This window comes from Shewanella sp. SM87 (genome assembly GCF_025653705.1).
GTDB lineage: Bacteria > Pseudomonadota > Gammaproteobacteria > Enterobacterales > Shewanellaceae > Shewanella > Shewanella oncorhynchi.
In genome coordinates this window covers 24,622-38,283 of sequence record NZ_JAKKSC010000037.1, presented here as the reverse complement: position 1 = coordinate 38,283, position 13,662 = coordinate 24,622, and the positions used below count along the sequence as shown (strand labels likewise).

The 13,662-nt window shown below is 47.0% G+C and carries 11 protein-coding genes and 1 pseudogene; all 12 read right to left on the bottom strand.

Annotation, left to right across the window (positions count from 1 at the left end; all coding sequences use genetic code 11):
- Positions 1-151: pseudogene (locus tag L5M11_RS20790) on the bottom strand (IS982 family transposase); the annotation flags it as partial.
- A gap of 270 nt (positions 152-421) precedes the next feature.
- Entirely contained in the window at positions 422-1,285 is an 864-nt protein-coding gene (locus L5M11_RS20785) for a Tim44 domain-containing protein (protein WP_263186762.1), read from the bottom strand.
- Positions 1,286-1,588: 303 nt separating this feature from the next.
- Positions 1,589-1,915 (bottom strand): hypothetical protein, encoded by a 327-nt coding sequence (locus tag L5M11_RS20780; protein WP_147250511.1) that lies wholly within the window; start codon positions 1,913-1,915, stop codon positions 1,589-1,591.
- 695 nt (positions 1,916-2,610) lie between these two features.
- On the bottom strand, positions 2,611-3,129 hold the full coding sequence (locus L5M11_RS20775) for a DUF4303 domain-containing protein (protein ID WP_263141172.1): 519 nt from the start codon (positions 3,127-3,129) through the stop codon (positions 2,611-2,613).
- 47 nt (positions 3,130-3,176) lie between these two features.
- On the bottom strand, positions 3,177-3,797 hold the full coding sequence (locus L5M11_RS20770; RefSeq protein ID WP_263186763.1) for an imm11 family protein: 621 nt from the start codon (positions 3,795-3,797) through the stop codon (positions 3,177-3,179).
- 502 nt (positions 3,798-4,299) lie between these two features.
- Positions 4,300-4,560, bottom strand: a complete 261-nt coding sequence (locus L5M11_RS20765; protein ID WP_263186764.1) for a hypothetical protein — start codon at positions 4,558-4,560, stop codon at positions 4,300-4,302.
- A 1-nt stretch (position 4,561) separates the two neighbouring features.
- Positions 4,562-5,695: a pyridoxal-phosphate-dependent aminotransferase family protein gene (locus L5M11_RS20760; RefSeq protein ID WP_263186765.1), complete on the bottom strand. Its 1,134-nt coding sequence runs from the start codon at positions 5,693-5,695 to the stop codon at positions 4,562-4,564.
- A 234-nt stretch (positions 5,696-5,929) separates the two neighbouring features.
- Positions 5,930-7,531 carry a threonine ammonia-lyase, biosynthetic gene (ilvA, locus tag L5M11_RS20755; RefSeq protein ID WP_263168464.1) on the bottom strand — a complete coding sequence of 534 codons (1,602 nt, stop codon included), beginning with the start codon at positions 7,529-7,531 and terminating at the stop codon, positions 5,930-5,932.
- 17 nt (positions 7,532-7,548) lie between these two features.
- Positions 7,549-9,408 carry a dihydroxy-acid dehydratase gene (gene ilvD / locus L5M11_RS20750; RefSeq protein ID WP_131524929.1) on the bottom strand — a complete coding sequence of 620 codons (1,860 nt, stop codon included), beginning with the start codon at positions 9,406-9,408 and terminating at the stop codon, positions 7,549-7,551.
- Between the two features lie 57 nt (positions 9,409-9,465).
- Positions 9,466-9,723 (bottom strand): acetolactate synthase 2 small subunit, encoded by a 258-nt coding sequence (ilvM, locus tag L5M11_RS20745; protein WP_007651625.1) that lies wholly within the window; start codon positions 9,721-9,723, stop codon positions 9,466-9,468.
- Positions 9,720-11,393, bottom strand: coding sequence for an acetolactate synthase 2 catalytic subunit (gene ilvG / locus L5M11_RS20740; protein ID WP_263193127.1), 1,674 nt, complete (start codon positions 11,391-11,393; stop codon positions 9,720-9,722). The genes ilvM and ilvG overlap by 4 nt, the downstream gene beginning before the upstream one ends.
- A 675-nt stretch (positions 11,394-12,068) precedes the next feature.
- Positions 12,069-13,547: a ketol-acid reductoisomerase gene (ilvC, locus tag L5M11_RS20735; protein ID WP_131524931.1), complete on the bottom strand. Its 1,479-nt coding sequence runs from the start codon at positions 13,545-13,547 to the stop codon at positions 12,069-12,071.
- Positions 13,548-13,662: the final 115 nt, after the last annotated feature.

Sequence of the window (13,662 nt, the reverse complement as noted above, 5' to 3'; positions counted from 1 at the left end):
GTATGATGATGGTCATCACTTCGCTCATCGTCATACGGCCAGGGCGTTGACGCTTGCGTGTACCATCGGTTAACAGCGTTTTTTCCCATTCTGGAATGAAAACAGCGCAAAAATCATCGACATCGCAAAACACTTCCACTAATTTATGCATAGGCCCTCCGGTGTGATGGGGTTTCTCTTGGTCGAAAGATCCGATCACTTGGAGGGCTATTAGTTCAACATTTCTTATCCCGAGTTCAGGTTAATTAACTACTTTAAAATAATCAGCAAAGTCTTGCTGCCGCCAATAGTGAATGCGATGACAGCCGGATTTTTTCAATCTATCGATGACGTTGAACTGCTAGGGTAAGGCTGGATTGAAACGAAAGGGGATGTAAACAGCAGCCTTAAGAGATTAAGGCTGCTTTAAACACTGAGCTGATTACTGTTCGATACCCACAATTAACCAAGGTGAGTTGGCTTGCGTTACGTTACGCTCTAAATGCCAGATTTCCTTAATGTCCTCTTCTACGCCTTCAACGGTATCGCGATAGCGGCCGCTAAATTTAACACTCACTTCCGCAAGATTTGCATTGTGTGTGGCGCGGACAAGTTCTGCATCCAAAAACATCACTTCTGTGTGCTGATCGCCAACTAACTCGCGACGTTGGTTGCTGAGTTCATTGTAAAGATCAATAGAAACATACTCTTGGATTTTGCTTAAATCGTTTTCATTCCAAGCCAATTGTAGAGTTTTGTAATGACTGCGAGCGCCTTCCAAAAAGCCGGGTAAATCAAAACCCGCGGGTAAATTAAAGGGCACATCACTTGTCGATTGGCCAAAACCATTGCTGCCGCTGTTTGCATTGGTGGCAAAACCTGTTTGTTCAGTCTGTTGACGCTGCATATTCGGATTGGGTTGGCCAGCACCCGCATAGGCTGGTCTTGGCTGCGCACCCGCTTTTGAGGCCATCACAGTACGGACGATTTTGAATAGCACGAATGCCAGCAAACCGATAATCAAAATATCCATGATTTGAATATTTTCAAAACCACCGCCCATAAACAGCGCAGCCAATAAGCCACCTGCTAATAAACCGCCTAACATGCCGCCCATCATACCTTTTTTGCCCGGTGCTCCCGCTGGCGCCGTAGTCGGTGTGTTGGTCGCCGCTGGTTGAGCCGGAGCCGTTTGATGGCTTTTGCCGATAGATTTACTACCGCCGAATTTTTTCGCTTCAACGACTGGGCTAGTAACTAAGCTAACCGCAAAAATCATCGCCAGCATAATAAATAACTTTTTCATTTATAGGATCTTGTTCGTGTAATCTGAGGTGCTGCCATAATAGCGGGATGACATTATATGTCAATTAGCAAAAATCGGAGGCTGCGGAGCGAGGACTTCCTTCTTGCATCAAAACGTTTAATCCAGCTAGCTTAAAATGACTGCACAACTCAATTCACATCGCTACTCCAGTGACACGCCGTAAATATATCCCTATAGGCTCGACGACGGCATCCATGCCGTCAACGGTCACTTCCATATCAATGTGAATTCATTAGCATGGATGAAACAGTTAACATTTCCCTGTCTTTTCCCCTATCCTGTTCACTCTATCTTTACTGGCAACACGTACCTTCGACTTGCAGATTCGTAAGGGGATGGACAGGTGTAATCAATAACCATCTTAACGGTATAAAAGCTATCATTCGGAGTAAATCCTAAAACTTTAGGAGCTTCATCGGAAAGTGGTAATGTAGTCAAAAATGCAGCAATCTGGTTGTCATTTTTTTCAGCAAAAAAACTGCCAGTTCTAAAAGGACGGCAATCAGAATTAATAACTAAAGGCCCAACAACTTCGATTGACTGACCGATATCACCTTGAGGTTCAATTTTTATAATAAAGCCTAACTCCTTCGCCAATTCAGAAGTCACTATTTCCTCCACTATAGGTGATGATGCAATTGAACTATATGACACTAAAATCAAATAAATTAAACACAATATTCTAATCATCAAAAAATCCTTAGTGATAAATTCAGCGGAGTAATACTCCATATAAAGCAATAACATAATTCGATTTATGTTTTGCTTCAAACACTATTCATGTATCTACTATGCCACTATCATCCTGTCTTTTTAACTATGTTGCAGTTTATCTTGGGTGGTCTGATTTATGTCTTCTGATTGTTCAACATGGCTCAACTAAGAATGCGTCAAAAGATATGACAATTAGACTCTGTGACGTGAGAAGTGATTAAGCACTGTCATTCCAGTCACGCGCCAACTTTGGTTTAAAAATAAGTCATCCCTGAGGGCTCGACGGCTGCATCTGCTGTATATGGACATACGAATGTCGCGATCACATGAATGTGAATGAGCGACCATGCCGCCAACGGTCACTTACATGCCAGTGCTTAATCCCATAAACTACCGTACATTCTGATAGCCAGAACGACCCAAACCGAAGTCCAATCCCCAGATAGGGGGTAACCATCTCAGCAGTCATATCTTTTGAATCAAGATTTAGAATAATCGCCATGAAGAAAATATGCGTTTGTCCTATTTTTTTCATCTTTTTAAAAAAGATGATTATGTTTCTATTTTTATAGATAAATCTGTACGATTAATTAGTCAAACCTTAAAATAAATGCCATTGAAAGTGGTGCATCGTTTATTAATTTTGCAGAAGAGTTTTCTGTTTCCTCAGACTCATCGTCGTCAGTAATTGAAACAAAACACACTGTCGAATTTAGCTCAATAGGCAGTTCTCTTTTTATTCTGATTAGTACATTTGATAATGTCTGAATGAGTTCATTTTTAAACTTTGCAAAGTTTATTTCTCGAGATGAGTCCTCTCGAAGCATCTTACTTATTTTGGAGAAGGCTCCCGCATTATATCCATCATAAAACCACTCAGATACTGCCCATCTATAGTAATTTTCACACTCTATGCTCTGATCTTCTTCAGCAACGAGAATGCTTTTAAGCTTACCCTCAGAGCTAGCACTTAATGATGCTGACATGGCACTACTGTCAGTGTAAAGAGATACCGCATAGAATGCCTCATCTTTATTTTCTAACAATAACATCTTGATTGTATCGTATGTAATTTCAAAGCATTTTTCTTCTAACTCAATCCAGTCCATTATTCACTCCTTGTACTTAGCTTCAATATTTTCATTTTATGATACACTCAGTTCCATGCAGAATACTGATAATTATCATTTATTTCCTTAAAACTCACACCCGTTAAACCAAGAGCCTCGTACTCGTTTTTAAACTGAATAGAACATACAGAAGCCGCTATCTCGTTACAAAAGAATAAATGTTCACGAATATTATTCTTTATTTTAAATTTATCTATAGACTCATAATATGTCTTCTTTAACCCACGTACCTCTTGCGTGTTCAATTTTCCAGAATCTAAGTCAATCGAGATAGTATAAGTGGACTCATCCTTATCTAAGATAGACAAATAACTTATTGGAAAAAATAAAAAGTACTTTTTCTGCGGCCGAACTCCTCGATGCAGGTTAATATCGACAGGAATACGAATACACTTAACATTTAATTTTTCACACAAGTATAACATTTCATTAGAAACTAAATTTTCATCAACCAAATAATCACCATTCAGTTGATATGTTTTTGCTTTAAGAGAATAAGCATTTAAAAAATCACCCTCACATGGTGGTGAGTCATAAAACTCATAGTCAGGTAGCTCAGGAGTCCAATGTTTATCCATAAAATACGGTATTCCCTTACCATCAGGATCTGATTGGACAATAAAAAATGGCTGTAGATTTGTACTCAAAATAACTACCCTGTAATAGGTTAAAAGTTTAATGTCCCTAAGAAAGCATTAGCGCAAACTTGAATTTATTTTAAACATCGTTTTACTCTGTTGCTAGCCATAATATTCCTTCGCAAGTCAAAAAAGCTTAACGAGCCACCCATTGTTAAATTCTCGGTATTAAATTATCGGAATGCATAATTATAAATAACAGACTATCAGGTATACCAAGGGTTTAACTGGATTAAGCACTGTCGTGGAAGTGACCGTTGGCGGCATGGTCGCTCATTCACATCCATGTGTTCGCGACATTCTAGTCTTGTTATAAATCTAGCCATATATAGCAGATGCCGCCGTAGGGCCGATAGGGTCAACTTATTTTTTAAACTAAAGTCGGCGAGTCACTGGAATGACAGTGCTAAATCAATATTACCTGCTGCCAAAAGCGATTTTATTAACAAAATTAAAAAATCCCCGCATTGCGGGGATTGTCGTTTAATCAAAACCACTAAAACTAACTAAGTTACAAACACTTTCCATCCGATGAATCATCGGAAGAAAGTGCTCGACTGATGCCGCCGAAGATGACACTCAAGAAGCCGATACCGACATCTTTTTGTCGCTCATCGGCGCTGCCCATATCGTGGCCACTCGCCTCACGCATACTTTGATTATTGTTTGTTCCGCGCACAAAATCGCAGGACGCATTGCTGGTATTGTTCACCGAACAAGCACTGAGCAAAGCGATCATTAGGCCGCAAAGAGCAAGGCGTAATTTTGGCATATTAGTTCAACACTTCTTCTAATGCCTTGAGGCATAAAGAAACATTCTCACGGCGGGCACCAAAGCCCATTAGACCGATACGCCATGCTTTACCCGCAAGGGCGCCAAGGCCTGCACCGATTTCGAGGTTGTAATCCTTCAGCAAACGAGTGCGCACTGCGGCATCATCCACACCTGCGGGGATATAAACCGTATTCAGCTGCGGTAGGCGATAATCTTCGGCAACCACAAAGTTTAGCCCTAATCTTTCCAGCCCAGCACGCAGCACTAAGTGCATGTCATGATGGCGTTGCCACGCATTTTCTAAACCTTCGGCCGCCAACATACGCAGGGATTCATGTAGTGCATAAAGTGCATTAACGGGCGCAGTGTGATGGTAACTGCGTTTGCCGCCAGCACTGGTCCAATAGGCCATCACTAAGCTTTGATCGAGGAACCAGCTTTGCACTGGGGTCTTGCGATTCTTGAGTTTTTCGACGGCAACAGGCGAGAAAGACACTGGCGATAAACCCGGTACACATGAGAGGCATTTTTGACTGCCAGAATAAATGGCATCTATGCCCCATTCATCGACTCTTAACTCGACACCGCCAAGGGAAGTCACCGCATCAACTATGCTCAAGCAACCATAGGTTTTGGCTAATGCGCACAAGGTTTTGGCATCGGACAAGGCGCCAGTAGAAGTTTCGGCGTGCACAAAGGCTAAAAATTTGGCATCGGGGTTGGCCTTAAGCGCAGCTTCAACTGCAGCAGGGTCGACAGGCGTGCCCCACTCATTGTCCACCAGCACGGCAATGGCGCCGACGCGCTCGACGTTTTGGCGCATACGCTCACCAAACACACCGTTACGACAGACAATCACCTTCTCACCCGGCTCGACTAAGTTAACGAAACAGGTTTCCATGCCCGCACTGCCCGGCGCTGATACCGCCATGGTCATTTCGTTTTTAGTTTGGAAGGCGTATTGGATCAGACTCTTAAGCTCATCCATCATGCCCACAAACAGCGGGTCTAAGTGGCCAACCGTAGGTCTGGACTGCGCCGCAAGCACTTCGGGATAAACATCCGATGGGCCAGGGCCCATTAAAATACGGCGAGGAGGATTAAAAGCGGTAAAACGCGGTGCTGGTAACATCATGTCTCCTTAATGCGTGTAGGTCGAGGTCTAGATATTAATTCGTTATTCGTTAGCCATTCTGTTTTAAAAACCAGCGAGTTAACCATCAGCGGATTAAGTCAGTGACTTAACAGTGGCGCGCTAATCGGCGGCTAGAGTATTAAGTCTACAAAACTACCACAAAAAGGAGCGCCTGTGCGCTCCTCCTTTAGCCTTAGTTGTGACTAACATAACTATCACGCGCATGGTGAGCTAAGGTTGTAACGCCTTGTTGCCGTTACCCGCATTTAAAAACAGCTGATAGGCAGGACTTTGGGTTTCCTCTTGATAGACGAAACCCAGCTCAGTTAAAAACTGTTGGAACGGCAAGGCATCACTCGCTGGTACTTCAAACCCCGCCAGCACTCGGCCAAAGGCCGCGCCGTGGTTGCGATAATGGAACAGACTAATGTTCCATTTGCTCTGCAAGGTCGTTAAAAACTTCAGCAGCGCGCCGGGATGTTCGGGGAACTCGAAGCTAAACAAACGCTCCTCTAAAGGCTCTGGTGGATGACCACCGACCATATAACGCACATGCAATTTCGCGGTTTCATCCCCAGATAAATCCTGAACTTCAAAACCATTGGCCTCTAAGGTGGCAATGATTTGTTCTAGCTCACCTTGGCCTCGGCTTAAACGAATGCCGGCAAACACCACGGCAAGATCACGACTACTGAAACGATAGTTAAACTCTGTCATCACCCGCTTATCGAGTAACTCACAGAATGTTAAGAAACTTCCCGGACGCTCAGGGACTTTCACCGCCAGTACAGCTTCTTTTTGCTCACCGAGTTCGCAGCGCTCCGACACATAACGCAGACTGTGAAAATTCACATTGGCGCCACTTAGAATCGCCGCGACTTTCTCACCATTGCCGCAATCACCATTGGCATTAGCGCTGACATATTTTTTAAGCCCAGCTAAGGACAAGGCCCCTGCGGGTTCGGCGATCGCACGGGTGTCCTCAAAGATATCTTTTACCGCGGCGCAGATTTCATCCGAAGTGACAGTCACTACTTCATCGACATAAAGTTTCGCGACTCGAAACGGCTCAGTGCCTATACGTTTAACCGCCACGCCGTCGGCAAATAAACCGACTTGCGCCAGCGTCACAGGCTCGCCCGCTTCCATCGCAGCCTTTAAACAGGCCGCGTCTTCTGGCTCGACACCGACAATTTTCACCTGCGGCATCACCGCCTTGTAATAGGCGGCGATACCCGCGATGAGCCCACCGCCGCCCACGGGTACAAATACCACTTCGAGATCGCGCTGCTGCTGCAACATCTCTTGGGCGATAGTGCCTTGTCCTGCAATCACGGCTTCATCGTCGAAGGGCGCAATGTAAACTCGGCCCTCTTCTTTGGCCATCGCCATCGCAAAACCATTGGCTTGATCGAAGGCTTGGCCGTGCAATACCACGTTGCCACCTAAACGGCGTACCGCATCGACTTTAATATCGGGCGTCGTCTCGGGCATCACAATCACAGCATCCACACCGCGACTCGCCGCCGACATAGCTACACCCTGAGCATGATTGCCCGCCGAAGCGCACACCACGCCGCGCTGGCATTCTTCTTTCGTCAGCTGGGCGATACGATTATAGGCACCGCGTAACTTGAAGGAATGCACTGGCTGCATATCTTCGCGCTTCAAAAATACCTGACAACCTAAACGCGCCGACAACTTGTTCATGCTGGAAAGCGGCGTCACTTTCGCTATGTCATACACAGATGACAACAGGATTTTTTGCAGATAGCTTTGTGCCAACTGAAAATGGGCTAAATCCGCCTGAGTTTGCGATGCCAGTGGCAACATAGATGCAGTAAACATAATTAGTCCTCCAGTTTACTGCGATCGCGCACCGCGCCCTTGTCGGCACTGGTGGCGAGCATGGCGTAGGCCTTAAGTGCGAGTGACACATAACGCTGGCGACCAATAGGTTTCCACGCCATTGGGCCAAGACTGTGCATTTTTTCACGGCGAGCATTGAGTTCAGCATCGCTTACCGCCAGCTTGATGCTGCGCTTGGGGATATCAATTTCGATACGATCGCCATTTTCAATCAAGGCGATTGTGCCGCCAGCGGCCGCTTCGGGTGAGACGTGGCCGATAGATAAACCTGAAGTACCACCGGAGAAACGACCATCGGTGATCAGCGCGCAGGCCTTGCCTAAACCACGTGATTTTAAGTAACTGGTTGGATACAACATTTCTTGCATACCTGGGCCACCTTTCGGGCCTTCGTAACGGATAACAACCACGTCGCCCGCCACCACTTCACCGCCTAAAATGCCCGCCACTGCATCATCTTGGCTTTCATAAACGCGCGCCGAGCCGATGAAGGTCAGATTAGATTCATCTACGCCCGCCGTTTTAACGATACAGCCGTTTTCGGCCACATTACCCGACAATACGGCAAGACCGCCCTCTTGGCTGAAGGCAAACTCGCGGCTACGGATACAGCCTTCTTGTCTGTCATTATCCAGTGACGGCCAGCGACAATCTTGGCTAAAGGCTTTAGTGGTCGGAATCCCCGCAGGTCCCGCCATAAAGAAATGTTTTACTTTTTCATCTTGCGTCTGCATCACATCGTATTTCGCCAATACAGACTTCAAATTGCCACCTTCATCGGCCGCCACATGGAACACATCGGTATGCAGTAATCCGGCTCTGTCTAGCTCACCTAAAATCCCCATCACGCCGCCCGCACGGTGCACGTCTTCCATATGGTATTTAGGCGTCGATGGCGCAACCTTACAAAGGTGCGGCACAAGGCGCGACATACGGTCAATATCCGCCATGGTAAAATCAACATCGGCTTCCTGCGCGGCGGCCAATAAATGCAATACAGTATTAGATGAACCGCCCATGGCGATATCTAAGGTCATGGCATTTTCGAAGGCTTTAAAGTTTGCGATATTACGTGGCAATGCTGATTCATCATCTTGATGATAATAACGTTTTGCCAGCGCCATCACGCGGCGACCCGCTTCTAAAAACAGCTCGCGACGATCGGCGTGGGTTGCTAGCATAGAACCGTTACCCGGCAGCGATAATCCTAGAGCTTCGGTTAAACAGTTCATTGAGTTCGCGGTAAACATGCCAGAGCAAGAGCCACAGGTTGGGCACGCACTACGCTCGATTTTGGCACTGTCTTCATCGCTCACGTTCGAATCGGCGCCCGCCACCATAGCATCGACTAAGTCGAGCTTGATGAGTTTATCCGACAGCTTAGTTTTACCCGCTTCCATCGGTCCGCCAGAGACAAACACGACGGGAATATTGAGGCGCAGCGCCGCCATCAACATGCCAGGTGTGATCTTGTCGCAGTTGGAGATACACACTAAAGCATCGGCGCAGTGGGCATTAACCATGTATTCCACACTGTCGGCGATAAGCTCGCGCGATGGCAGACTGTAAAGCATGCCGCCGTGGCCCATGGCGATACCGTCATCGACGGCGATCGTATTGAATTCTTTGGCGATACCGCCAGCTTCTTCGATGGCGCTCGCCACCAGTGAGCCCATGTCTTTTAAGTGCACGTGACCCGGTACAAACTGAGTAAAGGAGTTAGCAATGGCGATAATTGGCTTACCAAAATCATTGTCTTTCACCCCTGTGGCGCGCCATAGCGCACGGGCACCCGCCATATTGCGGCCTTCGGTACTGGTAGCTGAACGTAACTTTGGCATTGACTGTATCCTTTATCTCAAATCGAAAATCGTATTCTTAATTCACAGGGCGAATGCTTAAGCATTCGCCGTTTGTTGCAAGCTCAGCGGTAACAATACCTTACACTGGGTCACATCAATCAGTTTATTCAGCTGATTACTTAACAGTTCGATGGCACGTTCGCTATCGACCTCCATATCCAGCGACAGGCTAGCGTCGTCATTCATGCGCATCTGCATTTGGGTAATCCTAAAGCCACGATGGCGAGTCACGCGCAAAACACGCTCAAGCACTTCGGGGCGTTGTTGAACCGTTAATTCCAGAGAGTGGATCATGTTTGTTTCTCCATTTCGTCCATCATATCGCTGTTTGATGCGCCGGGGGGCACCAGTGGCCAAACGTTAAAAGCATCGTCGATTGCAACGTGTAACAAATACGGACCCTTAGCCGCTAACATTTCGGTTAAGGCTTCTTCCACTTCATCGGAAGAAAAAATCGTGCGGCCGGGAATATCAAAGGCGGAGGCCAATTGCACAAAATCGGGGTTATCGGATAAATCCGTTTCGCTATAGCGCTCTTCAAAGAATAGCTGCTGCCACTGCTTCACCATGCCAAGCTTTTGGTTATCAACCAGCACGATTTTCACCGGCAGCTTACGGCGTTTGATGGTGGTCAGCTCCTGCACATTCATCATAAAAGAACCATCGCCAGAGACAGTCACCACTGTCGCATCGGGACGGGCCACTTGCGCACCAATCGCGGCGGGCAAACCAAAACCCATAGTGCCTAAGCCCGCGCTGGACAGGTGATCCTCTGGACGGCGGAACCACATATGCTGGGCCACCCACATTTGGTGCTGACCTACATCGCAACAAACAACATTGTCCTCGGGTAACTTATTGGCTAAACGACGCAGCAGCGCAGGCGCATAGATCAAACTGCCGGGGTGTTGATAATCCCATTGATGCTTACGACATAAATGCTCCACCTCGGCCTGCCAAGGCGTGATGTTCATCGACATGGCTAAGGCAGGCAAGATTTGACGTAAGTCACCGGCTATCGCCACCTCTGGCATACGTAACTTGCCCAGCTCAGCGGCGTCTATGTCTAAATGGATCACTTTGGCCTTGTCGGCAAAGCTCGCTAAACGGCCGGTGACTCTGTCGTCGAAACGGGCGCCAACCACGATCAGCAAATCACAATCCTGTACCGCTAAGTTAGCCGCCTTGCCACCATGCATACCTAACATGCCTAAGTAACCAGGCGTGCCGTGGGCGATACTGCCAAGCCCTTTCAAGGTCGCGACCGAAGGTATACCCGTTACTTTGATAAACTCACGCAGTTGATCGACCGCACCCGCCATGCCTACACCGCCGCCGACATACAACATAGGTTGTTTCGCTTCTGCCAACAGCGTACGGGCGGCCTCGATATCACTCATCTCGGCTTGTGGTTCGTTCATGACGGCCAGCAAAGGCGTACGGTATTCAAGGTGAGCAAGTTGGATATCCTTCGGGATATCGACCAACACAGGGCCAGGGCGGCCGGATGCGGCGATCTCAAAAGCTTGATACAAGGTTGGGATCAGGTCGTTGACGTCTGTCACCATAAAGCTGTGCTTAGTGCAGCTCAGTGACATGCCCAGTACATCGATTTCTTGAAACGCATCAGTGCCGATAACGGCGGTGGAGACTTGGCCTGTGATAGCCACGATAGGCACTGAATCTAGCAACGCATCGGCAAGTGAGGTGATAAGGTTAGTCGCGCCAGGGCCTGATGTCGCAAAGCACACGCCAGTTTTACCGCTGGCTCTTGCGTATCCTACGGCAGCAAAGGCGGCGCCTTGTTCGTGACGGCTTAAGAGATGTTCAACAGGGCTTCCATAGAGGGCATCGTATATTGGCATAATGGCACCACCTGGGTAACCAAACACTGTGGTGACTCCATGTGCTGCTAACACTTTGATTACCGCGTCTGCGCCTCTGATCATCTGCCCTGGTTCCATATTCTCTCTCGCTACGTTAGTCCTGAATTGCCGAAAATCGACGCTAATTTTTTACTCTTTCGAAGCTTAGAACCTAGCTCTAGGCCCTGAAACGAAGAACCCCCCGGTCCTTTCGGAGCGGGGGGTTCTTTCGAAACTTTTAACCTTTTAGGTCTATCAGTTTGCCATGCGCCGCCCCCGCTGTGATTTAATAATCACGACGGTAATAATCACGAGAATGAGCTTGGCAGCTTGGTTAAACATCAATATGGATTCCTAATCGGTGTTTCTAAAATTGGGATATTGCATGAAAGTTAGTTTCGCTTTGGACTTTGCCCTACCGCGAGCTATTAGCTTTACCATAAAGCGACAGCCAAACACAATAAAAAATATCTTTTGTCAAAAAAAAATTCAGCTTCCCTGCCGAGACAATGCAAAACAACAAAGTAAAACGTTAACTGTTGAGCCTCAGTCGGCGCGATTCACCTACTGAACGATAGACTCACTAACTGTGTCGTTTTTGCCCGCTCGACAACCCACTGAACAGGAAAAAATTTGTTCTCACTAACTGATTTATCACTAAGCAAGCTCAAGATGCGCGTTTCACTATCTTGAGCTTGCTTGGGAACTGAGCTGAGCCCCAAGTCCTTTGAGTCTCAACCCTCTCCCCCAATGCTGGGCTTAACTCACTATCAATTAAGCCTCAACAATGCTCTTCATATCTGTCATATAACCGCGAAGCTCAGCGCCAACATATTCCACTGCCGTTTCACGAATCGCTTCGTTAACAGCGATGAGCGTTAGGTTGTCGACACCGGTTGCGCTGTCTTTCAGGCCAGCACCTAAATACTCAGATGACATGGCATTAACATAGTCACGCAGCATAGGTACGGCAGCGTGATTGAACAGGTAGCAACCGTATTCGGCTGTGTCTGAAATCACTACGTTCATTTCGTACAAACGCTTACGGGCAATCGTGTTAGCGATCAGTGGGGTCTCGTGCAGTGACTCGTAATAGGCCGACTCTTCCACGATACCCGCAGACACCATAGTGTCAAACGCCAGTTCCACACCCGCTTTGATCATAGCGACCAGGAAAATACCTTTGTCGAAATAGGTTTGTTCGTCGATATGCTCGCTCGATACGGGCGCATTTTCGAAACCGGTTTCGCCGGTTTCCGCTCTCCAACGCAGCAAGTTCGCATCATCGTTCGCCCAGTCTTCCATCATAGTGCGTGAGAATTCGCCGCTGATGATGTCATCCATGTGCTTTTCAAATAATGGTTGCAGAATTTCTTTTAAATCTTCTGCAATTTCAAATGCTTTAATCTTGGCTGGATTAGACAAACGGTCCATCATGTTAGTGATGCCGCCGTGTTTCAGCGCTTCAGTGACCGTTTCCCAACCTTGCTGGATAAGCTTGGCCGCGTAGCCTGGCTCAACGCCATCGGCGATCATTTTCTCGTAACCTAAGATGGCACCCGTCTGCAACATACCGCATAGAATGGTTTGCTCGCCCATCAGATCCGACTTCACTTCTGCGATAAAAGACGACAGTAAAACACCGGCTCTGTCTCCACCCGTTGCGCTAGCGTAGGCTTTAGCAATCTCTAAGCCATCACCGTTTGGATCGTTTTCTGGGTGAACCGCGATAAGGGTAGGCACACCAAAACCACGTTTGTATTCTTCACGCACTTCAGTACCTGGGCACTTAGGCGCAACCATCACCACAGTGATATCGGAACGAACTTGCATACCCTCTTCAACGATGTTGAAACCGTGTGAGTAAGACAAGGTAGAGCCTTGCTTCATCAGTGGCATAACCGCGTTAACCACGTTTGAATGCTGTTTGTCCGGCGTCAGATTAAGGACCAGATCCGCCGCGGGGATTAATTCTTCAAAGGTACCGACACGGAAACCGTTATCGGTTGCTTTTTGCCATGAGGCACGTTTCTGTTCAATCGCTTCAGGACGCAGGGCAAAAGAGATATTCAGACCCGAATCACGCATGTTCAAGCCTTGGTTAAGACCTTGAGCACCACAACCTAAAATAACAATATTCCAATCTTTGATGTAGTTACAGCCGTCGCTAAACTCAGAACGATCCATGAAACGACATTGGCCAAGCTGTGCTAATTGTTGACGTAAATTCAGAGAGTTAAAATAGTTAGCCATCTGATATACCACCTATAAGTCAGAAATTTTGGACGCAACCAAACTAACATAATGTTACGACTTGGTTGTGATTGAAATCACTATAACCCATGCTTATCATTGCTTAAAATGATAT